Annotated in this window: 24 protein-coding genes; 16 read left to right on the forward strand and 8 right to left on the reverse strand. The window is 41.6% G+C overall.

From position 1 onward, the window contains the following. Positions 1–59: 59 nt before the first annotated feature. From AQ505_RS10320 to AQ505_RS10380, 13 genes are all read left to right on the forward strand, one after another. On the forward strand, positions 60–536 hold the full coding sequence (locus AQ505_RS10320) for a GAF domain-containing protein (protein ID WP_062548108.1): 477 nt from the start codon (positions 60–62) through the stop codon (positions 534–536). After that, positions 529–1,134: a DNA-3-methyladenine glycosylase gene (locus tag AQ505_RS10325; protein ID WP_062548109.1), complete on the forward strand. Its 606-nt coding sequence runs from the start codon at positions 529–531 to the stop codon at positions 1,132–1,134. Before AQ505_RS10320 ends, AQ505_RS10325 begins: the two co-directional genes overlap by 8 nt. 37 nt (positions 1,135–1,171) lie before the next feature. Further along, positions 1,172–2,461, forward strand: a complete 1,290-nt coding sequence (gene kynU / locus AQ505_RS10330; RefSeq protein ID WP_062548110.1) for a kynureninase — start codon at positions 1,172–1,174, stop codon at positions 2,459–2,461. Next, a complete protein-coding gene (locus AQ505_RS10335) occupies positions 2,458–3,318 on the forward strand; it encodes a bestrophin family protein (protein ID WP_062548111.1) in 861 nt (286 codons plus the stop codon). The genes kynU and AQ505_RS10335 overlap by 4 nt, the downstream gene beginning before the upstream one ends. Further along, positions 3,319–4,218 carry a histone deacetylase family protein gene (locus tag AQ505_RS10340; RefSeq protein ID WP_062548112.1) on the forward strand — a complete coding sequence of 300 codons (900 nt, stop codon included), beginning with the start codon at positions 3,319–3,321 and terminating at the stop codon, positions 4,216–4,218. Positions 4,219–4,220: 2 nt separating this feature from the next. After that, entirely contained in the window at positions 4,221–6,092 is a 1,872-nt protein-coding gene (gene topB / locus AQ505_RS10345) for a DNA topoisomerase III (protein ID WP_062548113.1), read from the forward strand. 12 nt (positions 6,093–6,104) lie between these two features. Next, a complete protein-coding gene (locus AQ505_RS10350; RefSeq protein WP_231635067.1) occupies positions 6,105–7,184 on the forward strand; it encodes an MBL fold metallo-hydrolase in 1,080 nt (359 codons plus the stop codon). Positions 7,185–7,264: 80 nt separating this feature from the next. Further along, positions 7,265–7,645, forward strand: a complete 381-nt coding sequence (locus AQ505_RS10355; RefSeq protein ID WP_062548115.1) for a hypothetical protein — start codon at positions 7,265–7,267, stop codon at positions 7,643–7,645. After that, positions 7,633–8,475 carry a hypothetical protein gene (locus AQ505_RS10360; RefSeq protein WP_062548116.1) on the forward strand — a complete coding sequence of 281 codons (843 nt, stop codon included), beginning with the start codon at positions 7,633–7,635 and terminating at the stop codon, positions 8,473–8,475. Before AQ505_RS10355 ends, AQ505_RS10360 begins: the two co-directional genes overlap by 13 nt. Then, positions 8,476–9,408, forward strand: a complete 933-nt coding sequence (gene miaA / locus AQ505_RS10365) for a tRNA (adenosine(37)-N6)-dimethylallyltransferase MiaA (protein WP_062548117.1) — start codon at positions 8,476–8,478, stop codon at positions 9,406–9,408. Positions 9,409–9,472: 64 nt separating this feature from the next. Continuing rightward, entirely contained in the window at positions 9,473–9,976 is a 504-nt protein-coding gene (locus AQ505_RS10370; RefSeq protein ID WP_062550959.1) for a hypothetical protein, read from the forward strand. A 133-nt stretch (positions 9,977–10,109) separates the two neighbouring features. After that, positions 10,110–10,655: a DUF3347 domain-containing protein gene (locus tag AQ505_RS10375; RefSeq protein ID WP_062548118.1), complete on the forward strand. Its 546-nt coding sequence runs from the start codon at positions 10,110–10,112 to the stop codon at positions 10,653–10,655. A 125-nt stretch (positions 10,656–10,780) separates the two neighbouring features. Further along, positions 10,781–12,067: a citrate synthase gene (locus tag AQ505_RS10380; protein WP_062548119.1), complete on the forward strand. Its 1,287-nt coding sequence runs from the start codon at positions 10,781–10,783 to the stop codon at positions 12,065–12,067. Positions 12,068–12,149: 82 nt separating this feature from the next. On the opposite strand, the gene AQ505_RS10385 is transcribed toward AQ505_RS10380, so the two are convergent. The 5 genes from AQ505_RS10385 to AQ505_RS10405 all read right to left on the reverse strand — a co-directional run bounded on the left by AQ505_RS10385 (position 12,150) and on the right by AQ505_RS10405 (position 16,980). Beyond that, the gene (locus AQ505_RS10385; RefSeq protein ID WP_062548120.1) at positions 12,150–13,178 is read right to left on the reverse strand and encodes a DUF3667 domain-containing protein; all 1,029 of its coding nucleotides are present in this window, start codon (positions 13,176–13,178) and stop codon (positions 12,150–12,152) included. A 20-nt stretch (positions 13,179–13,198) separates the two neighbouring features. Beyond that, positions 13,199–14,464 carry a nucleoside permease gene (locus AQ505_RS10390; protein ID WP_062548121.1) on the reverse strand — a complete coding sequence of 422 codons (1,266 nt, stop codon included), beginning with the start codon at positions 14,462–14,464 and terminating at the stop codon, positions 13,199–13,201. 104 nt (positions 14,465–14,568) lie between these two features. Beyond that, positions 14,569–15,183, reverse strand: coding sequence for a bifunctional nuclease family protein (locus AQ505_RS10395; protein ID WP_062548122.1), 615 nt, complete (start codon positions 15,181–15,183; stop codon positions 14,569–14,571). 45 nt (positions 15,184–15,228) lie between these two features. Further along, positions 15,229–16,200 (reverse strand): electron transfer flavoprotein subunit alpha/FixB family protein, encoded by a 972-nt coding sequence (locus AQ505_RS10400; protein ID WP_062548123.1) that lies wholly within the window; start codon positions 16,198–16,200, stop codon positions 15,229–15,231. Between the two features lie 42 nt (positions 16,201–16,242). Beyond that, positions 16,243–16,980, reverse strand: a complete 738-nt coding sequence (locus AQ505_RS10405; RefSeq protein ID WP_062548124.1) for an electron transfer flavoprotein subunit beta/FixA family protein — start codon at positions 16,978–16,980, stop codon at positions 16,243–16,245. A 45-nt stretch (positions 16,981–17,025) separates the two neighbouring features. Here AQ505_RS10405 and AQ505_RS10410 point away from each other — a divergent pair, with 45 nt between their 5' ends. Beyond that, complete coding sequence (locus AQ505_RS10410; RefSeq protein WP_062548125.1) at positions 17,026–17,361, forward strand: tetratricopeptide repeat protein; 336 nt, start codon at positions 17,026–17,028, stop codon at positions 17,359–17,361. A gap of 11 nt (positions 17,362–17,372) precedes the next feature. Beyond that, positions 17,373–18,572 (forward strand): chromate efflux transporter, encoded by a 1,200-nt coding sequence (gene chrA / locus AQ505_RS10415; protein WP_442952124.1) that lies wholly within the window; start codon positions 17,373–17,375, stop codon positions 18,570–18,572. A gap of 10 nt (positions 18,573–18,582) precedes the next feature. Here chrA and dnaB read toward each other — a convergent pair whose 3' ends face one another. Continuing rightward, positions 18,583–20,151: a replicative DNA helicase gene (gene dnaB, locus AQ505_RS10420; protein WP_062548127.1), complete on the reverse strand. Its 1,569-nt coding sequence runs from the start codon at positions 20,149–20,151 to the stop codon at positions 18,583–18,585. 210 nt (positions 20,152–20,361) lie between these two features. Between dnaB and rlmB the strand changes: the two genes are divergently transcribed. Beyond that, complete coding sequence (gene rlmB, locus AQ505_RS10425; RefSeq protein ID WP_062548128.1) at positions 20,362–21,132, forward strand: 23S rRNA (guanosine(2251)-2'-O)-methyltransferase RlmB; 771 nt, start codon at positions 20,362–20,364, stop codon at positions 21,130–21,132. Positions 21,133–21,189: 57 nt separating this feature from the next. Here rlmB and AQ505_RS10430 read toward each other — a convergent pair whose 3' ends face one another. Together AQ505_RS10430 and AQ505_RS10435 are read right to left on the reverse strand one after the other, a co-directional pair. Beyond that, positions 21,190–22,461, reverse strand: a complete 1,272-nt coding sequence (locus AQ505_RS10430) for an Hsp70 family protein (RefSeq protein WP_062548129.1) — start codon at positions 22,459–22,461, stop codon at positions 21,190–21,192. A 103-nt stretch (positions 22,462–22,564) separates the two neighbouring features. Next, positions 22,565–23,656: a mannose-1-phosphate guanylyltransferase gene (locus AQ505_RS10435; RefSeq protein WP_062548130.1), complete on the reverse strand. Its 1,092-nt coding sequence runs from the start codon at positions 23,654–23,656 to the stop codon at positions 22,565–22,567. Positions 23,657–23,665 lie beyond the last annotated feature (9 nt).

Consider the following 23,665-nt stretch of genomic DNA (forward strand, 5'->3'; position numbering starts at 1 on the left):
AAATATGGCAAACAAAAGGATTGGGCTTTTGTATCTTTGGACATTCAATAGATCCAGATATGGCAGAAGATTTAAAAATTATAACCGCTACTGATAAAGCGGAGCAATACCGTTCCCTAATCCCTCAGATTGAGGCATTGATTACCGGAGAGACCGATCAGGTTGCAAATTTAGCAAACATTGCTGCGGCACTAAAAGAGCAGTTTAAATGGTTTTGGGTAGGTTTTTATCTGGTTAAAGAAGGTGAGTTGGTATTAGGTCCATTCCAGGGGCCAGTGGCCTGTACCCGCATTCAAAAAGGAAAGGGAGTTTGCGGTGCTTCATGGGCACAGAAACAAACCTTAATTGTACCGGATGTGGATGCTTTTCCAGGACATATTGCCTGTGCAACAGCCTCCAGGTCAGAGATCGTTTTGCCTTTGTTTCAGGGAGATGAAGTGATTGGTGTTTTAGATGTAGATAGTGAACATCTAGCTCATTTTGATGAAGTTGATGCGAAGTACTTAAAGGAAATAATTAACTTACTGCATGGCTAAACTACCTTTCTCTTTTTACCAGCAGGATGACGTGAACGCATTGGCCATCGCACTATTGGGTAAGCGGCTATTTACTTTTGTAGATGGAAAGCTCACTGCTGGAATTATCGTTGAAACTGAAGCTTACAAAGGGATAGAGGATAAGGCTTCTCATGCTTATGGTGGTCGGTTTACAGACCGCACAAAGGTAATGTATGAGCCGGGCGGTTTGTCTTATGTGTACCTGTGTTATGGGATTCACCATTTGTTTAATGTAGTTACGGCTGCTAAAGGCACTCCCCATGCAGTGCTGGTGCGTGGATTGGAGCCAGTGATTGGGATCGATGTAATGTTAGAAAGAAGGGGGATGGAAGTGTTGAAACCAAATCTGACTGCCGGGCCCGGGGCACTGGCTAAAGCCATGGGAATAGACCGCCGATTAAATGGCTTAGAGTTGAACGGCTCGGAAATCTGGATAGAAGATGCGGCAGAAGATTGGCAGCCGGGAACGGTAGTAGCAAGCCACAGAATAGGTGTGGGTTATGCCGATGACCATGCGCTTTTGCCATGGAGATATTACCTGAAAGGGAATAAATATGTAAGTAAACCGCGTACCTGATTAAATTATCTGCCCATTTTTATTGATATTTGAGACAATGAATTTTGACTATACTTTAGCGTTTGCAAAAGCGCAGGATCAAGCCGATCCATTGGCTGATCTTAGAAACGATTTTCTTTTTCCTAAACAGCATGGGAAGCCATTTATATACTTGTGTGGTAATTCTTTAGGCTTGCAGCCTAAAGCTGCCCGTGAAGTGATGGAGCAGCAAATGACCAATTGGGAAAATCTTGCGGTAGAGGGTTGGTTTGATGGGGAAGAACCCTGGATGTTTTACCATAAAAAGCTGAAATCATTGATGGCGCCAATTGTAGGTGCCAGTCCTTTAGAGGTTTGCCCGATGAATACACTGACGGTAAATCTTCACCTGCTGATGGTGAGTTTTTACAAACCTCAGCCAGGAAAATTTAAGATCATTATGGAGGCCGGAGCCTTTCCTTCCGATCAGTATGCAATTGAAAGTCAGGTTCGCTTTCATGGCTTCGACCCTAAAGAAGCGATTGTTGAAATCAGCCCGAGGGAAGGAGAATATACCTTGCGTACAGGAGATATTGTAGCGCAAATTGAAGCCGCTGGTTCAGAAATAGCCTTGGTGCTGTTTGGTGGTGTCAACTACTTTACCGGCCAATGGTTCGATATGGAAGCGATCACTAAAGCAGGTCATGCGGCTGGTGCATTGGTCGGTTTCGACCTGGCCCATGCGGCAGGCAATGTGCCATTAAAATTGCACGAATGGGGTATTGATTTTGCTTGCTGGTGTTCTTATAAATACCAGAACTCTGGTCCAGGTGGCATCAGTGGGATTTTTGTGCATGAGCAGCACTTTGCCAATAAGTCCCTGAATCGCTTTGCAGGATGGTGGGGCTATCAGGAAGCAGAACGATTTAAAATGGAAAAGGGCTTTATACCTGAGGCAGGAGCGGATGGCTGGCAGGTCAGCTGTACCCAGGTGATGCCAATGGCTTTGTATCATGCTTCCCTCAAGATATTTGAGAAAGCAGGTTTTATGGAAGCATTGAGAACTAAAAGTGAAGCTTTAACCGGATATCTGATATTCGTGATCAATGAATTGAATAAGGACTTAGGTGAAGAGCAATTTAAAGTGATTACGCCAGCTGAATCGGCAGATCGGGGTGCACAGGTATCCATCATTGCCAAAAGCAAAGGAAAAGAAATATTCCAGCAATTGGTGGCACATAACGTGCTTGGCGACTGGCGTGAACCGAATGTAATTCGCCTGAGTCCAGTACCATTATACAACTCCTTTGAGGACGTTTTTAAAACAGGAGCTTTGATGCTCAAAATTAGCAAAGAGATATTCGCATGATAAATTATAACCCGAAAGATTGGATCTCCTTTATATTTCACATGGACCAGGCAGATGTGTTCAGAAAGCTATGGGCCTTAATGGTCAGTGTAGCTATCTTTTCTGCTGGTATCGCCTATTTGGAGCTGAACTATCTAAAACTTTCAGAAACTCAATACGTGAAAAACATAGGCATGATGCACAGTTTACTGGGCTTCGTGATTTCCATGTTATTGGTATTTAGAACAAATACTTCCTACGACAGGTGGTGGGAAGGTCGTAGATTGTTAGGTGCATTGACGAATGTGAGCCGCAATTTTGCGATCAAAATCAAGTCTTTGAAATTGAGCAGGGAGGATGAGGAATTCTTTGAATATGGGATTCCTAAATTTGCTTTTGCCCTTAAGGAACACCTACGTGAAAAACAGTATTTTGGCAAGAATAGCCTGCTGATAGAAGTGGATGGTGGGAAGCATATTCCAATACAGATTGTGGCCAGTATTTCTTCCCGTGTGTACGATTTACAGGCGGCTGGAAAGATCAGTCAGGAACAGTTGATTATACTTAATGCAGACCTTGAGAAGTTTATGGATATATGTGGTGGTTGTGAGCGGATTAGAAGGACACCAATCCCATATTCTTACAGTGCTTTTATCAAGAAATTTATCTTCGTTTACGTGATCACTTTACCCATCGGATGGGTATTCAGTTTAGGCTATTATGTGGTGCCAATTGTTCCTTTTATCCTGTATGTTCTGGCTGGTTTAGAACTGATCGCAGAAGAGATTGAAGATCCATTTGGAGAGGATGCAAATGACCTTCCTGTAGATGATATCTGCAACAATATTGAGAAACATGTGGGGGAGATTTTAAGCTAAATGGGGAGGATTGCCTGGCACCCTCTGTATGCCCATCCTTTACCTGAAGGCCATCGCTTTCCCATGTTGAAATATGAGTTGATCCCTGAACAGCTGCTGCATGAAGGAGTCATTACCAGAGCACAGCTATTTGAGCCCTCAGCAGCAAAAGAAGCATCAGTACTGCTGGCACATGATCCTGCTTATTGGGCACAATTGAGGGATTTAAGCCTACCGGCAAAGGAGCAGCGAAGGATCGGTTTTCCTTTAAACGCACAATTGCTGGAAAGAGAGCTCAGGATTGTACAGGGGACCATAGATGGTGCCGTTTTCGCTCAGTCAAATGGGATTGCTTTTAATGTGGCTGGTGGTACTCATCATGCCGGAAGCAATTGGGGAGAAGGATTTTGTTTATTGAATGATCAGGCGATTGCCGCACATTACTTATTAAATAAAGGCTTGTCGAAGCGCATCTTAATCATAGATTTGGATGTACATCAGGGGAATGGTACTGCCGAAATTTTTGAAAAGGAAGATCGGGTATTCACTTTTTCCATGCATGGAGATAAGAATTTTCCGTTTAGAAAGGAGGTTTCTAACCTCGATATCCCATTAGAAGATGGTTTAAAGGATGATCAGTTTCTCGCTAAGTTAGAGGCTGCACTGCCGGAACTGCTGAAACATCAGCCTGATTTCGTATTTTACCTGTCCGGCGTGGACGTATTGGAAACAGATAAGCTGGGTAAGCTGGCTTTATCAAAAGAAGGCTGTAAGATCCGGGATAGAATGGTTTTTGGTTTTTGCAAAGACCACAACCTGCCTGTACAGGTGAGCATGGGCGGAGGATATTCCCCAAACATCAAAGACATTGTGGAAGCACATTGTCATACTTTTAAAATTGGTTTAGATATTTTTGAATAATTATGAAGATTGTAATTGCAGAAAAACCCTCCGTAGGGCGTGAGTTAGCTAAAGTCTTCGGTGCTACGACAAAAAAAGATGGTTACATTGAAGGAAAAGGGTATTCATTTACCTGGGCCTTTGGTCATTTACTTCAATTGGCACCACCGCAGGAATATGGTTTTATTGGCTGGAGAAGACAGCACCTGCCGATGTTACCCAAAAAGTTTAAACTGGCGATCCGTAAAATCAAAACCAAAGATGGTTTGGTAGAGGATCCTGGGGTAAGAAAACAATTGGATACGATCAAGATGCTGTTCGATGAGGCTACAGAGATCATTGTCGCAACGGATGCCGGGCGGGAAGGTGAACTGATTTTCCGCTACATCTACTATTTCCTGAAATGTAAAAAACCATTCAAAAGACTCTGGATCTCTTCGCAAACTGATGAAGCGATCAAAGAAGGATTTAGAAATCTGAAACCAGGAACAGATTACGATACGCTGTTTAATTCTGCACATTGCAGGTCGGAATCAGATTGGCTGGTCGGGATGAACGCGACCCAGGCTTTGAGTATTTCCGCAGGAAACCGCTCTGTATTGTCGCTGGGAAGAGTGCAGACGCCAACTCTGGCCATGATCTGCTCCCGTTATCTGGAGATTAAAAACTTTGTACCCCAAACGTATTACCAGCTGGCCATACAGCTGGATAAAGATGGACAGCTCTTTAGAGCCATGTCTATTGCCAATTTCAGCAAGAAAGAAGAAGCGCAGGAGTTGTTCGATAAAATTGAAGATGTGGCTTCCGGCTTCCCAAATGGAGGTAAGATCCTCAGCGTAGAAGCGAAACCAAGAAAAGAACCACCACCGCTGTTACACGATTTAAGTAGCTTACAGCAAGAAGGAAATAAAAAGAAGGGATTTACTGCTGATCAGACTTTGAGTTTATTACAGGGCTTGTATGAGAGTAAATTGATCACTTATCCCCGTACTGGGAGTAGGTTTATCGGTGATGATGTATTTGCCGGCGTCCCTTCGCTGATTGAAAAACTGAAAGACCATAAAGATTTCGGTAAACAAGCCGAGTTTCTGAGTACTACCAAGCTGAATAAGCGCAGTGTAAATGCGAAGAAAGTAACAGATCACCATGCGATTCTGCCTACAGGGGAATCTCCCTATCAACTGAGTGGTGATAAACAAGCTATTTATGATATGGTAGTTGGCCGTATGCTGGAAGCGTTCCATCAGGAATGTGTAAAGGAAATCACCAAAATAACAGTAGAATCCGGTTCTGTATTTATCGCCAATGGTACCGTGATCCGCTCTGCGGGATGGAGATCAGTATTCAATGAGTCTGATGAAGAGAAAAAAGATGAGGAAAACCCTGCATTGCCTAAGGTAAAAGCAGGAGAACTGCTGCCGGTAGTGAACAAAGCCTTCATGGAGAAACAAACCAAGCCTAAACCGATGTACAATGAAGCTTCTCTTTTGAAAGCTTTAGAAACCTCAGGTAAAGATATTGAAGATGAAGAGCTACGGTATGCGATGAAAGACAGTGGTTTGGGAACTCCAGCTACAAGAGCGGCGATTATCGAGACTCTGATCAACAGAGAATATATCGTCCGTGAAAAGAGAAATTTAGTGCCTACGCCTAAAGGACTTGCCGTGTATGATGTGGTGAAAGACCAGAAAATCGCACAGGCAGAATTGACAGGACAATGGGAAAAACGCCTTGAAGAAATCCGTTCCGGAGCTTCTGTAGCTGACTTTAAAGCGGAAATTACCGAGTATACGAAGGAAATTACCAATGAGATGTTATTGGCAGGAAATGGTTTGGCGGCTAAACTGGCTCCTCCGGCGCCAGCGCCAGCAGCAGTTCCAGAAGCTGGAATTTAAATGAAGAAATTTATGTATATTTTTTTAGTGCTGGTGGTGGTCATCAGCGTTTTTACCTTTTGGGTAATCAGTTTACCCGTATTTGGGAATTTACCGGAAGGAGCAAGGCTGGAGAAGATCAAAGCTCTGCCAAATTATAAAGATGGAGGCCTGGAGAATTTATCGCCTACCTCGATGAAACCAGATGATGTGAGTTATCTGGATATGGTGATCGCCATGATCAAAGGGAATGAGAATTCCAGTCCTAAAAAGGCACTGCCAAATGTAAAACCTGATTTTGCGAAGATGGATGGGGTTAAAGTCATCTGGTTTGGCCATTCTTCTTATCTGCTGCAGGCAGATGGATTGAACATTCTGGTAGATCCTGTGTTTTCTGCACGTACTTCACCATTCTCGTTTTTAGGCAATAAAAACTATGAAGGAACGGATTTTGTAAAAACGGAAGATTTTCCTGATTTAGACGTGGTGCTGATTACTCATGATCATTATGACCACATGGACTATCAAACAATATTGCGCTTAAAAAATAAAACGAAACATTTTGTAACTTCTTTAGGCGTAGGTGCTCATTTGGAGCGCTGGGGAATTCCTGCAGCTAAAATTACAGAATTGGCCTGGGGAGAGGCAAAGGCAGTGAATGGCCTGAAGTTCTTAGCCAGGCCTGCCAGACATTTTACCGGCAGACTTTTCAAAAGAAACCAAACCGCTTGGTCCGCTTTTATCCTGCAAACACCAGGTCATAAGCTTTACTTAGGAGGCGACTCCGGCTATGATACCCATTTTAAACAGGACGGAGAGAAATATGGTCCTTTCGACCTCGCGATTCTGGAATGCGGACAGTATAATGTAAACTGGCCATTGATCCACATGTTTCCTGAGCAGACTGTTCAGGCAGCAATAGATTTAAAGGCTAAAGCATTGCTTCCCGTACATTGGGGCAAGTTTACACTGGCTTTGCACGATTGGAATGAACCGATTATGAGGGCCGTAAAAAAGGCAGACGAACTGAACCTGAAAATTACCACTCCGATGTTAGGGGAAGCCATTGTCCTGGATCAGGAATATCCTGTGAAAAGATGGTACCTTGATTAGGTTATCTTAAACAATATCTTATAAATTCATGTTATGGTGGTAATATTTATAATTTATATTCACCTATAAAACCGATACTCATGAAAACTGATTTTGTAGAAATTTTCCAAACCATAAGAGCAGCGATGCAAGCCTATGAAGCCATGGGATTCAACGATCGTGTGAATAGTGAAACTGCTTATGAATTGTGGAGCGAAAAAGAGGTGGTCATTGATGGTAAGAAGCGGTTGGGTTGGTTTTTTGCCAGTGTAGTCATTATGAAAAATTATGTCGGCTTTTATTTTATGCCAATATATTTGGAGCCGGAAATGAAAACTGCTTTTGATCCTAAGTTATTAAAGCATTTAAAAGGGAAGTCTTGCTTCCACATTAAAAAACTGGATTTTGAACTGCTTTCCATGATAGAAAGTGCCATGGGGGAAGGATTCAAATTATATAAAGAAAAGGGTTGGGTAGATTAAGACCGGTTTGGCAATTAGATTTTATTAAGACATTAACCGATAAAGGCATTGCTTTTACCGAAGAAGAAGACAATGAACTGGTCTTTCTGGACCAGCAGCAAGTAGCTATACATTTAGTTTCTTTGACAGATCCTGGTACTCCTGCTGATTTTATCGCACTGCAGACCCAGCAACAGCAGCAAAACCGCTATGTAGTTCATTTATGGGAAGACATCTGGCAAAGCAGACGGGAACAGGTATTGGCGAGGATAGCCTCCATTCTGGGCCTCAACAAAACACTTCATGGCCGTAAAGGCAAAATTATATCTATTAATCAGGCACAGGCCGATGAGTTTCTCTGGCAGCATCACATACAAGGATCTGCAAAAACGAAATACAAATTTGGATTAATGATCGGGGAGGAACTTGTAGGAGTTGCTTTATTTAGTGCAGCAAGGCCGATGAAAAGTATTGGCCCTGATTACCGTTCTTATGAATTGGTACGTTTCGCAAGTCAGATGGGCTTTACGGTGACCGGTGGTTTCAGTAAATTACTCAAGCATTTCATAAACCTGGTACAGCCAAATGACCTGATGAGTTATGCCGATAGAGATTGGTCATTAGGTCATGCCTATGACGCTTCCGGTTTTAAAATGGTCAATACGACGGAACCTTTAATGATGTGGCTGGATTTAAAGGACTACAGCAGGAAAACCATGCTTCGCCTTCCTGCAGCGCTGCTCGATTCATTAAAGCCGCTGGATAAGACTAAACAGCGTCAATTTTTGATAGAAAATAATTATCTTCCTGTATTCAACACAGGCAATTTAAAATACATATTATACTTGTAAATGGACCATCACCCACTCCTGGTCGTACTCGGACCTACGGCCTCCGGCAAAACAAAACTTGCAGTAAAGCTGGCCTCCGCACTTCGTGGGGAGATCATCAGCGCGGATAGCAGGCAGGTTTTCAAAAATATGGACATCGGCACCGGAAAGGACCTCCAGGAATACCAGCTCGACGGAAAAAATATTCCCTATCACCTGATCAACATTAAAGAAGCCGGAGAGAAATACAATGTAAACGAGTTTAAAGATGATTTTTACCGGACTTTTGAGTCGCTTACTTCCAGGAATGTACTGCCAATTCTATGTGGTGGTACAGGAATGTATATTCATAGTATTTTGCTGGAGCAGGAATATACCGCCATTCCTATCAATGAAGCGCTAAGGGCGCAGCTATTGCCGAAGGCAATTGCTGAACTAAGAGCAATGCTCGCGAATTATCCAAAAGAGCAGGTAGGCCATGCCGATCTTTCTTCCCATAAAAGACTGATTCGGGTGATAGAGATTGCAGAGTATTTAAAGCACCATGAATTTACTCCGGTAAAAAGGCCGTTTATCACGCCTTTTATAGTCGGTCTGCAAACGGATGTTACCTTGCGTAGAGCAAAGATCCTGACCAGAATGGAAGCCAGGTTTAAGGAGGGGATGATTGAAGAAGTAAAAATGTTGCTGGAAATGGGAGTAGCTCGGGAAACTTTAATTTTTTACGGATTGGAGTATAAATTTATCATCGCTTATCTGGATGGGGAATTGGACTATGAAACAATGAAAATCCGCCTGGGGACAGCAATATGCCAGTTTTCAAAGCGTCAGATGACATTTTTCAGGAAAATGGAAAAGGATGGTTTGAAGTTTCACTGGTTTGATGCCGCTCAAAATGAAGCTGATTTATATGGTCAGGTCATGACTGCTTATCAGCAGGATTTATCTTTTTAAAGTGTAAATTATTTCCAATGGCATGCATTTTGTATTTGTCCTGGCATATCAACGAAATTACAAAATGAAAAAATCTACCACCTTTATAGCCTCAGCAGCAGCTGCAGTGGCTTTATTATTTAGTACGAATGTAAATGCGCAGAAACTTGGTGTAGGTGTTAATCTTGGTGTTCCAACCACAGACGGTTATAGCTTTGCTATAGGTGCCGATGCAAGAATGCAATTTGATGTTTCAAAACAGGTTTCGATTCCTGTAACTACGGGTTACACGCATTTTACTGGTAAAACCATCAATGGTTTTGACATTCCTGATTATGGGTTCATCCCGGTTAAAGCAGGTGTCAAAGTGTTTTTTGATGAAAGTGGATCCGGCTTGTATGGATTAGGAGAAGTAGGTGCAGCCTTCGGAGTGACTAAAAATTCTGGCACTTCATTTCTTTATTCTCCTGCAATTGGTTATGCCTGGAGCAGTGGTTTAGATTTAGGTGTGAAATATGAAGGCTTACCAAAGAGCGGTTTGAATACCGGACAGGTAGCTTTACGTATTGCTTATGGCTTTAAATTATAGGTCTGAAAAAGACTTAATTACACTAAGCCCCTGTTTTTTTCAGGGGCTTTTTTATTTATTTAAATATAAAACTGTAATTTAACCAAAAAACAGAATATCATAGCTCTGTTATTCATAAAAACTAAAACAATATATGAAAAGATACTTCGCTGTAGCGGCAATTATGGTGGCTACATCTTGTACCAGCAACACGAACCAGAAAGTCGCATTAAGTGCTACTGATTCTACGTCTGCTCAGGTCGCTGATGCCGCAGTACCGGCAAGCATTAAATTGAAGGATGCCAATGTCCAGTCCATTTATAATGGCTACATCGCTTTAAAAGATGCTTTGGTTGGCGCGAAATTTGAAGAGGCTAAAGCAGCAGCTGCCACCTTAAAAACAAGTTTAGCCAGTCAGAAAGGCTGTGAAAGTACTGCAGTAACCGCAGACAAAATCGCTGCAGCAAAAGATATCGCTGCTCAAAGAAAAGATTTTACTTCCTTAAGTACAGACCTGATTGCCCTGTTCAAACATGCAGATGTGGAATCAGGGACTATTTATGTACAGCACTGCCCAATGGCCAATAAAGGTGATGGCGGCGATTGGTTATCCTCAGAAAAGAAAATTCAGAATCCTTATTACGGAGATGAAATGATGGAGTGTGGCCGTGTAGTCGAAGAAATTAAATCAGCGAAGTAATTTCTCGGATTCTTACTTACCCTTGACTCACATTTAATAATTATTTAACAGTTTTGTTAGCGCTGATCAAATGCTATTCAATATGGAATAGCTAATTTTGTTTATTATAAATTTAAGATATATATATGTCAGATATTGCAGAAATTAAGATTGACGGAAAAGTCTATGAATTTCCCGTTATTACCGGTACCGAAGGGGAGAAGTCTATAGATATTTCTAAACTTAGAGATTTAACCGGTCACATTACCTTAGACTTTGGTTACAAAAACACCGGATCCACTAAAAGTGCAATTACCTTTTTAGACGGAGAAAAAGGGATTTTAAAATACCGCGGTTATTCAATTGAAGAACTTGCGGAAAAATCTACCTTCTTAGAAGTAGCATACCTGCTTATATATGGCGATTTACCTACCACTGAGCAATTAACTGATTTCCAGGTTTCGATCAGCCGTCATACGCTGATTCATGAAGACATGAAGAAGTTTTTAGATGGTTACCCTTCTAAATCTCACCCGATGGCACAACTGGCCTCATTGGTGTGCTCACTGTCTACTTTCTACCCAGAGTCATTGAATGCAAACTCTTCGCCAGAAACCATGGATCTGACCATGATTAAATTACTGGCTAAGTTCCCAACAATTGTATCTTTCATTTATAAAAAATCTTTAGGTCACCCACTGATCTATCCAAAAAATAAATACGACTACGTCAGCAATTTCTTAAACATGATCTTCGGTCAGCGTACAGAAGAAATTGATATTGATCCGGTAGTAGTCAGTGCGATGAATACTTTACTGATCTTACATGCGGATCATGAGCAAAACTGCTCTGCATCGACCGTAAGAATGGTAGGTTCATCAGACTGTAACCTTTACGCTTCTGTTTCTGCGGGAATCGCTGCTTTATGGGGTCCACTTCATGGTGGTGCCAACCAGGCGGTAATTGAAATGCTGGAACGCATTAAAGAAGATGGTGGTGATACCGAAAAATGGATCAACAAAGCAAAAGATAAAAACGATCCTTTCCGTATGATGGGCTTCGGACACAGAGTATATAAAAACTTCGATCCAAGAGCAAAAATCATTAAGAAAGCTTGTGATGATATTTTGGAGAAATTAGGTATCAATGATCCAGTATTGGAGATTGCCAAGAAATTAGAAGAAGCAGCATTGAGCGATCCTTACTTTGTAGAGCGTAAGCTTTATCCTAACGTAGATTTCTATTCTGGAATCATTTACAGAGCGCTGGGCTTCCCTACAGATATGTTCACGGTATTGTTCGCTTTAGGACGTCTGCCAGGATGGATTGCACAATGGAAAGAAATGCATGAGAATAAAGAACCAATCGGTCGCCCACGTCAGGTGTATGTTGGTCATACCAACAGAGAGTTTGTGCCTTTAGACAAGCGCTAATTCTGCTTTTAAAGCTCATAAAAAAACCGCTTCCTTAAAAGAAGCGGTTTTTTTATGAGCTTGTTTTTTATCAGGTCAATTTTTATACCATCGCTGCAGATACGCCAAGTCCTATAAGGATGGTGAGTGTGAGTAGAATGGTATAGCAGATGATCAATAAGAAAAACCTGAATATAGTTGCTCCAACTTTACCTTGATAGAATGTTCTTAAAGACTGGTAGATGTACCAGATGATGTAGAAGAAGCTGAGGGTAAAAGTAATGCTGCTAATGTCATAAATATAGCCAGCAGCCCGAGTAATGAAGTTGCTGATCAATACCACTAAAAATATAGCGGAGTGTATATGAAAAGAGTAGATCAGATGTTCAAAGTAATATTTTTTCTTATCAATATAAACCAGTTTTAACAGCAATGCGAAAAGCGGGAGTAAGATGAACATCAATTTCGGAATGTTGTGTAAAAGATTTTCTTCAACTTTCTTATTGGCATCCTTTGAATGACTGAGTATTATCGCTTTTTTACTGAAGTATTTTTCTATAAATCCATCTCGCTTATTTTTCGGTAAGGACAGCTGTCTTTTTTCGTAGGCTGCTACAGTGCTGTCTTTAACCTCATCCAGCTGTATGATATTTGTCGGACGAGTAGAGTCACTTTTTTGTTTTTCTTCCTCTACCTTTTCGTTAATCTTACCTAAAATATCAAAATTACTAGCCTTAGTTTTTACTTCTGTTTGTTGCGCTTTGTTTATACTGTCTTTGGACAGACCTGTAGTTTGTCTTTTTTGTTCGGGTTTCTTCTTTTCATTGCCAGATAAATTGACCAGAAAGAAAACGATGCTGATGAAGATGTATAGTTTAATAGGGTGTAAATAGGAAGCTCTTTTACCTTCTACATATTTTTGTGTCAACAGGCCCGGCTGCAGTAATAAAGGTTTGATCGTCCCAAAAAACTTGGATTCAAAATGAAAATAATCGGAAACGGCATGCACTACCATGTGTAGTGCATCTTCCTTAACGACGATATTTTCCTGGCCGCAGTAGGAGCAGAAATGAGCTTCTACCTGATGACCACAATTTAGGCAGTTCTTTTCTTTACGGTATTTACCAGACATAGTAGAGAGGTTGTGTTTTTTTAGTGATTCATTGCGTTAATCGCATTCAATTCTGCTTTGTTGTGTTTGTATTTGAAGATGAAAGGGAAGGTGATGGCCAATACCAGGGTGTATGCTGCAAAGGTCAGCCAGATGCCCTGCCAGTCTTTACTTTGATTTGCTCCGGTAAAGAAATGCTCAATGATCATACCGCTGGTAAAACTGCCAAATAAGGCACCAAAACCGTTTACCATCATCATGAACAAGCCTTGCGCACTTCCCCTGATTTTCTCATCAATCTGAGTCTCTACGAATAATGAACCAGAAATGTTGAAGAAATCGAATGCCATACCGTAAACAATACAAGACATGATGATCATCCACAATCCTCCAGCAGGATCGCCAAAGGCGAAAAGACCGAATCTCAATACCCAGGCCAGCATACTGAATAACATCACGTATTTAATACCAAACTTCCTTAAGAAGAAGGGGATGGCTAAAATAAACAAGGTTTCAGAGATCTGTGAAATCGACATGATGATTGCAGGATATTTTACGGCAAGCAGGTTGCTGAATTCAGGAACTTCTTTGAAATCATGTAGATAAGTATCTCCATAGGCATTTGTCAGCTGTAAAGCCGCACCTAAAAACATGGAGAAAAGAAAGAATACTGCAAATTTCTTTTGTTTGAACAAGGTGAAAGCTCTTAGTCCTAAGGCATCTACAAAAGATTTACTTTCTACTTTGTTAGACAGTGGGGGGCATTTTGGTAGGGTGAAGGCATAAATACCTAAAGCCAAAGAAACACCTGATGCGATGTAAAACTGATTAGAAGAGGCTTCATTTCCAGTTAAACTCACTACCCATAAGGCAGCGATAAAACCAATTGTTCCCCAGATTCTAATTGGGGGATAGTCTTTTACGACATCCTGTTTGGCATTCTTTAAAGCTGAATAAGCCACGGTAATCGATAAAGACAGCGTGGGCATATAGAAAATCATGTTGAGCAGGATCACCCAGAAAAATGTGCTGGGATTGGTCACCATTGGGAGGCAAAAAAGCACACATGCCCCAAGAATGTGAAATGTTCCGTATAACTTTTCCGCATTGACAAAACGATCTGAAATAATTCCGGCAAGCGCAGGCATAAAAATAGAAGAAATCCCCATGGTGGAGAAGATGATTCCGAATTCTGCACCTGACCATCCTTTATTCTGGAACCAATACACGCCAATAGTAATAAGCCATGAACCCCAGATAAAGAATTGTAAAAAATTCATCAGAGTTAAGCGTAACTTAACATTCATAATAATAGTTTAGTTGTTTTTTGAATTAATACTTCAAGATAGAACTATTTTGAATAGATCGTCTAAATTGAGATAAGATATTTAAAATAATAAGTAATAGGGGGTTATGCGGAATTTCTTCTGTTTAATTCATCACGTATCCTTGCTGCTTTCTCGTACGCTTCTTCGGCAATGGCCTCCTGAAGTTTCTGATTTAATTCTTCTGTGCTGAGTGATTTATAATTGGAGCCAGGGATGGAAGGGCTCATGTCTTCAGAACTCTGTTCTTTTGAGATGTTATCCATGTTTTCTAAGAACAGGAAGTCATTGCCTTCGATGACAATACCCGCTGAAGAAAGGATAAATTCGTAAGTATAGATGGTGGCATTGAAACGAACTGCTAATGCAATGGCATCAGATGTTCTGGCATCAATTTCCTGGATGGTTTCGCCATCCGTGCAAATCAATTTGGCAAAGAACACACCCTCTACCAGGTTGTAAATCAGTACCTCTGTGATTTGTACATGATAAGTCTGTGCAAAAGTCTTGAACAGGTCGTGAGTAAGCGGTCTGCTTGGGACCATCTTCTCAATTTCTATGGCAATAGCTTGTGCTTCAAACGCACCGATGATGATCGGTAAGCGTCTTCTGCCATTTACTTCACCAAGAACCAGGGCATAAGCACCTGATTGGGTTTGGCTGTAAGACAAACCGATAATTTCGAGTTTTACTTTTTTCATCTTAAGTAATACCCGGCCAAAACAAGGTTTCAGCCGGATATTTATTTAGCCTTTATGTGCTTTTAATGCTTCTATTAATTGAGGAACAACTTCAAAGGCATCGCCAACGATTCCGTAATCCGCAACTTTGAAGAAAGGAGCTTCTGGATCTTTGTTGATCACTACGATTACTTTTGAAGAACTTACGCCTGCTAAATGCTGGATCGCTCCAGAAATACCAATGGCGATATATAGATTCGGACTGATGGCAATACCAGTTTGTCCAACGTGTTCAGAGTGAGGTCTCCAGTCTGCATCTGAGACTGGTTTAGAGCAGGCTGTAGCCGCGCCAAGTAGTCCGGCAAGCTCTTCGATCATTCCCCAGTTTTCAGGACCTTTAAGGCCTCGCCCTGCGGAAACTACCAATTCTGCATCCGGTAAAGATATTTTATCAGTTGCTCTAACGATTTCTTTCACGATGGCAGCTAAATCAGTCGCTTTCAGTTCCGGAGTGAAAGTTTCAATAGCAGCATCAACAGCTGATTCTTTTACACCAAAAGCATTTGGGTTTAAAGCAATCACTTTAATCGCTGAAGTCAGTTCAGTAATGGCAAATGCTTTTCCAGAGAAGGCATTTTTCTTTACTGAAAACGAAGCACCATTAATGTTAGGCAATTCTACCGCACCGTCTACTAATCCTGCTTCCAATTTCACTGCAACGCGTGGTGCTAAACCTTTTCCAGTGAAAGAGTTCGACAAGACCACTACATCTGCACCTTCTTTTTTAGCGGCTTCCGCGATCACCGAAGCATAAGCCTGGTTTACGAAGTTCTTTAATTGGTCGTTGGCTACGTTTAAAACTTTAGAAGCGCCGTATTTACCCAGCTCTTTCAATTCGCTTTCTCCAACATTACCAATAGATATCGCGGTTAAATTACTTCCTTGTATATCTGCAATGGCTTTCGCATAAGCTACTGCTTCAAAAACAGATTTCTTAAACTTACCATCGACTTGTTCTACATATACTAAAACTGACATAAGATCTTTATTAAATAATTTTAAAAATGAGAATAGAACGGATTAGATCACTTTAGCTTCTGTATGTAAAAGCTCGATTAACTGTGCTGCAGACTCTGCAGGAATCAGTTTCACGGCACCGCGTGGGGCAGGAGTCTCAAACTTAGTGACTTTACTGATCTGCGCGATTTCTTTAGCTTCCACAACTTGCAGCGGCTTAGATCTTGCAGACATAATGCCTCTCATGTTTGGAATGGTTGGAACTGCAGTACCTTCTGCACAACTTGCAATAAACTTGCCAGTTACAGATACTACTTCTTTTCCACCTTCAATTTCACGTTCTATAGTGGCAGTCGTTCCATCAAAGTCTAGCTTTTTGATGATGGAGATCGAAGGGATATCTAAAAATTCGCCTACCATTGCAGCTACCTGTGATCCATTGTAGTCAATAGATTCACGTCCGCAAAGGATCATGTCGAAGTCTGTGGTTTTCGCATACTCCGCGATCTGGTACGCTGTGAAGTAAGCATCTCTAGGTTCAGCGTTGATTCTGACAGCATCATCTGCTCCGATGGCAAGTGCTTTTCTTATGGTTGGGTCTGTGGTACTTTCTCCAACATTGATTACGGTAACGGTTCCTTTACCACCCTCACACAACTCAATTGCTTTAGATAAGGCAATTTCATCATACGGATTTACAATAAATTGTACGCCTGATGTATTGAATTGTGTATTATCGTTAGTAAAAGTTATTTTTGTCGTTGTGTCGGGCACATTACTGATACAAACTAATATTTTCATAAAATTGTCTTTTTGCAAATCTAATTAAAAAAGCAGGGATTTAAAATGCAAAGTACCCGATTAGCAAAGTTATTGGAGTTTTTATCCAATGATCCTCATGATCCATTCGTTCTGTACGCTTTAGCTACCGAATACAACAATTCAAATGACGTAGAAAAGGCATTTGAATATTACTTAAAACTGACCAGTGATCACCCGGATTATGTAGGTACTTATTACCATTTAGGAAAACTTTATGAGAAAGAAGGGCAGAAAGATACTGCACTGGAAACTTATCAGAAAGGGATGGCAGCTGCCAGAAATAAACGGGATATGCACGCTTTTTCTGAATTGCAGGGTGCCTATAATTCTGCTGCAGGTCTGGATTACGAAGACGATTAGCCCAGGAAATGATGAACAAAAGACAACTGTTGTTTATCAGAGACGTTTTCCTCTTCACGTTTACTGCTTTTGGAGGCGCCCAGGCACACCTGGCATTATTGCTTAAATATTTTGTAAAAGATGTCAGGTACATTACAGAAGAGGAGTTGCTGGAATTAAATGCGCTATCGCAGGTATTGCCCGGTCCGGCTTCTACTCAAACCCTGGTAGGGATCGGGTATAAAGTAGGGGGGGTAAAGCTGGCCATCCTTACTTTTCTCATCTGGATCATCCCTTCTGCAGCGCTGATGACCTTTGCCGCCATTAGTTTTGGCAAATGGGGACAGCAGCAGAAGTTCAACGAAATATTGGAGTACATCCAGCCCATCGCCCTTGGGATTGTTGCTTTTGGAGCGTATAATCTGGCGAAGAGAGTGTTGGTTTCACAGCTGACTATCTTTCTGGCCGTCGCTGCAGTGGTGGGAACAATGGTGTTGAGAAATGCCTATGTATTTCCAATTGCCATTTTAATCGGTGGGATGATTTCTTCTGCCATTGGTACGCCTAAAGAAGAAAGTGAACTGAGGGTGCGCTTGTTTTCTAACATCAATCCGAAAAAACTGATCTACTTTATTGGGGTGTTGCTGATTTTAGCCTCTTTGGGTGCCATCATCAACCGGACCTCTCTTTTTAGTCTGCCAATCAGGTTATTCGAGAATTTTTACCGGAATGGGATTTTCATTTTCGGCGGCGGACAGGTTTTAGTACCGTTAATGTTTACCGAGTTTGTGGAAATGAAACATTACCTGACGGGAACGGATTTTCTTTCCGGATTTGCCTTACAACAGGCATTACCAGGTCCGACCTTTTCATTTACCAGCTATGTAGGTGCACTGAGTATGAAAACTTTTGGCTTTGGATTAACCGGTCAGATATTGGGCGGTTTTGTAGCCGTGATGGGAATCAACCTGCCAGGTTTGATTTTGGTCCTGTTTATTGTGCCTTTCTGGGAAGATCTGAAAAAGATTTCCCGCATCAAATACTCTATGGTGGGGATCAATGCCGTAAGTGTGGGCTTTATTATTGCCGCTTTTATGCTGCTAGTACAGCCAATGGGCTTAAATCTGATGGCAATAGGAGTAATGGTCTGTACTTTTCTGGTGCTGAACTTCACAAAAATAAGCCCGCCAATTATTGTATTGGCAGGCATATTATTAGGTTATTTCATCTAAATTCTATCGTTTAAAAAGGAGCGTCATCGTCATGCATATCGTCCATTCTGGATGGCTTGATGATGACGTTTCCTGCTGGGCGGTCAAAATCCTGTGATGGAGCCATACCCGCACTGGTGCTATCCATAGAGAAGGAAGTAGGTGCTGCAAAGTTATCCTCCAAATCTGTAAATTTAACGTATTTACCGATGAAGCGTAAGGGAACAATACCGGTTTCACCGTTACGGTGCTTCGCGATAATTACCTCTCCAATACCTGCTTGCGAACGTCCTTGCTCATCTTCTGTGATCCCGTAATATTCCGGTCGGTATAGGAAGAGTACCATATCCGCATCCTGCTCAATGGAACCAGATTCACGTAAATCCGATAGCATCGGGCGCTTGCCGTTCTGACCAGGTCTGCTCTCTACCGCACGACTCAGCTGAGAAAGTGCCAGTACAGGAACGTTTAGTTCTTTAGCTACAGATTTCAGGGCCCTGGAAATACTACCGATCTCCTGCTCCCTGTTTCCACCACCACCTTCACCTTTACCATGCATCAGCTGCAAGTAATCGATGATGATCAGTTGTAAGTCGTATTGTGATTTTAACCTTCTGCATTTCGCTCTGAACTCAAAGATGTTCAGAGCAGGCGTATCGTCAATTAATAAGGGTGCTTCTGTTAAAGTGCCGATTTTACTGTGAAGCTGCTGCCATTCCCATTCTGCCAGGTTTCCTTTTCTGATTTTCTCCTGTTCGATTTCCGTTTCTCCGGAAATCAAACGATTCACCAACTGTACTGAGGACATCTCCAGGGAGAATACCACTACAGGACGTTTGAAATCTACTGCCGCATTTCTAGCGCAGGTCAGTACGAAGGCCGTCTTTCCCATCGCCGGACGTGCCGCGATGATCACTAAATCTGAAGGCTGCCATCCACCGGTAATCCGGTCTAAGTCAGTAAATCCGGAAGGTACACCCGTTAAACCGTCGCTTTTTCCGCGAAGCGCTTCTAAAGTAGCTAAAGATTGTTTTACAATCTCATCCATTTTCTGGGTATCCCTGCGCAGGTTATTCTGTGCTATGTCAAACAGATTTTTCTCTGCATGATCCAGCAGGTCGAAAATATCTGTCGTATCTTCGTAAGCATTTTGGATGATCTCAGAAGAGATCCTGATCAGTTCTCTCTGAATGTATTTTTGAGAAATAATCCTCGAATGGTATTCAATGTTTGCTGCAGAAGCAACCCTGTTGGTTAAATTGGTGATGTAGTAAGCACCGCCTACCATCTCCAGTAAACCCAGATTCCTCAATTCTGCGGTAACGGTTAAAATATCTACAGGTTTTGATTTCTGGAATAATAAGGCAATGGCCTCGAAGATCTTTTTATGCGCTTCCGCATAAAATACTTCTGGTTTTAAGATGTCAATTACAGTAGAAAGGGCGTCCTTTTCTAGCATTAAAGCACCTAAAACAGCTTCTTCAAGGTCTAATGCCTGAGGTGGTATCTTTCCCATGGTATTCATGGAATTGCTGATTCTGGCCTTTCTGGCAGTGAAGGTAGCTTTATCTTGTCCCTGATTTCCGTTGTCGTTACTCATGGGTACAAAAATATGGAAAAATTAGGGCCTTTGCTTAATTCTTTTATGAACATTTAAAAAGAGTAAATACTGGATTTGCAGTTGTAAATTTAAGGAAGGCCGGTTTTTCTCAAGCGAACTGTGTGGAAAACAGTGATTTAGCGCGCTCGCAAAATTGGTTTCCTTTAATCGCATTATTTCAGCTATTTTTGCGCTTCAATTTTAAGAAAGATGGAACATTCGAGGAGACCTGCGAGAGCTAAAGAAAATAATGAATTCGTATTTGGCATACGAGCTGTAATAGAAGCTATTAAAGCTGGTAAAGATATTGAAAGTATTTATATTCAGCGTGGATTAGGCGGCGATCTGATCGTGGAGCTGAAAGGATATTTGAAAGATGTGGATGCACCAGTTCATAATGTTCCGGTAGAAAAGCTGAACAGAATGACCTTAAAGAATCACCAGGGTGTGATTGCGGTGATTTCTGCCATTACTTTCCAGAAAATTGAAGACATTATCCCTGCAGTTTATGAGAAAGGTGAAGTGCCATTGGTATTGATCCTGGATGGCATTACCGATGTGCGTAACATGGGGGCAATTGCCAGAACAGCGGCTTGCGCTGGTGCACATGCCATCATTGTACCTACTAAAAACTCCGCACAGATTAATGCAGATGCGATTAAAACTTCGGCAGGAGCATTATTCAGCATTCCGGTATGCAGACATCCGAACCTTCATAAAGTAGCTTTGTACTTGCAGGATTGTGGTTTGCAGATTGTTGCCTGTACAGAAAAAACCAATGATTTGATTTATGCACCTGATTATACTGCACCTACAGCGATTGTAATGGGAGCAGAAGATGAAGGGATTTCAAATGACATCATGAGAATGGCAAATCACCTGGCTAAAATCCCAATGATTGGAGAGATCAGCTCACTGAATGTATCCGTTTCGGCAGGTGTAATTCTTTACGAAGCGATCAGACAGCGTCAGAGCCTATAATTTTAAGAATTTATATTTTGATATTTTGGGAGCCTGCAAAACAGGCTCCCATTTTTTTTAGGCTTCTTCAAACAAGTATCCACTATAAGCCAGTCCTTTGGCTACACTGATAAAGTTGTCGCCTGAATTGACCGGTACGCCGGGAAACCTGCTGTTGAACAAATCTTTTACTGCCGATACCATGGAAGTTCCACCGGTCAGGAATAAACTGTCAATCTCTGCAGGATTGATCTTGTTTTTCGTTAAAAACTCTTCCAGATATAGACTGATCTTTCTTAAATCCTTCTGAATAATTTTGTTGTATTGCTCCAGTGTCACCTCCTGATTAATATCGATCTCCATATTGTGGTAGACAAATGGGGCAGCTTCCTGTTTCGATAAACTCACCTTTGTTTTCTCAATAGATTGAAATACGGAATAACCCAGGTTGTGGTCCGTTAAGGTAATCAGATTTTTGAATTTCGGATCCTGTTTAGAGTAATGGTAATAGGTTTGAATGTCGTTCCTCACCTTAATGCCGTTAAAGAAGTTCATTTGCTCCCAGGAACAGATATTACTGAAATAGGAGTTAGGGACGGTCAGCATTTTACCTGGTGCAGCTTCGTAAAGGGTGTCTTTGCCAAAATGAGGAGTGCCCTGATCCCACATGAAAGAGGAATCAAAACTATCTCCGCCAATGTAAATACCACCGGTAGCAAGAATGTCATTCTTACGGTCTTTACTGCCTACTTTTTCAGGATCCAGTTCGAGATAGGTGAAATCTGTTGTTCCACCGCCAAGATCGGCAACCAGTACTTTCTCTTTTTTAGTGATCGACTGCTCATAAGCAAAAGCCGCCCCAATAGGCTCAAATTGAAAACGGAAGTCGGTAAAGCCGGCATTCTCGGCCGCTTTGTTTAAGCGTTTTTGAGCCAGTGCATCTTTTGTGGAACTCTCATCGTCAAAGAAAACCGGTCGGCCGATGATGGCTTTCTGGCAATCATAGCCGATGATTTTATCTGCTTTCGCCTTCAGGTCTTTTAAGATCAGCGTCACCAGGTCAGAAGCATTATATTTCTTAGTGAATACGCGGGTTTCAATGAAACTACTTCTCGGCAGTACTCTTTTAACCGACTTCATGAAACGGCCTTTCATGCCATCATTGATATAGGCGTTTATCGCATCTTCTCCCACATAATAAGTGATGGAATCTGTTTCAGTAGCCTCATCCTTGAAGTATAGAATGGAAGGAACAGTAATGGTAGCGATGATTTCTTTTTTTTCATCGTCATAAATGGATAGGGCAGAATTGGTAGTTCCAAAGTCAATTCCGTATAAGTACTTAGTCATTGTAATGAGAAATTTGGGGCAAGAAAAAATGATAAAAACAATACATCCGGATTTCGGCTGAAGCTAGAATCCGGATGTATCATGAAAAAAGGTAAACGCTTGTTTATATATACTTTGTACCGAATTTTGATTTTACATCGGCAACTATCTGTTTAATGTTTTGTTCTTCTGTTCTTGGGCAGATCATCAATGTGTTGTTGGATTCCACTACAATGTAGTCGTGAAGGCCTTGAAGGATCACCAATTTGTCTTTTGGTACATTCACCATGCAGTTTGAGGAATCAAACATCATCACTTTTTCTGCTGGTATAACGGCATTTCCTACGTAATCATGTTCTGCAATTTCATAGATGGACGCCCAGGTACCCAGGTCTGACCAGCCAAAATCTGCAGGAAGGACGTATACATTGTCGGCTTTTTCCATAATCCCAAAATCTATAGAGATATTGGTGCACTGCTGATAAGCGTCGCTAATGAAGTTTGCCTCCCTTTCAGTGTTGTAGATCGGATTCCCCTGAAGGAAGATCTCATGCATGTCCGGAAGGTGCTTAGAGAAGGCCTTAGTGATTGACTTGGCCGACCAGATAAATATTCCGGCATTCCATAGGAAATCACCGCTCTGAATAAATGATTTTGCCAGGTCCAGGTTGGGCTTCTCCGTGAAAATCTTCACCTTGTGAATCTGATCATCCGTAGGAAGGGTGTTTTCTACATATTGAATGTACCCATATCCGGTGTCCGGTCTGCTTGGTTTGATCCCCAGAGTGATCAGACAATCATTTTCTGAAGCTGCTTTTAAAGATTGTTCAATCGCAGCGATAAATGCGTCCTGATTGGTAATGGTATGGTCTGAAGGTGCAACCACAATGGTGGCGTCAGGATTCAGGTTAAGGATTTTCATGGAACCATAAGAAACGCATGGAGCCGTGTTTCTCATGATGGGCTCGGCAAGTATTTGGTTGACTGCCAGATCTGGCAATTGTTCTTTAACGATATCTGTATAGATCTCATTGGTCACTACAAAAATATTCTCTGGTGGACAGACTTTTAAAAAACGCTCATAAGTGCTTTGAATGAGTGTCTTTCCAATTCCGAAAAAGTCGATAAACTGCTTAGGGAATTCTGTTCTGCTTACTGGCCAAAATCTACTGCCAACGCCACCGGCCATTATTAATGCGTAATTATTTTTATTCATGCTAAATCG

This window comes from Pedobacter sp. PACM 27299 (assembly GCF_001412655.1).
Lineage (GTDB): Bacteria > Bacteroidota > Bacteroidia > Sphingobacteriales > Sphingobacteriaceae > Pedobacter.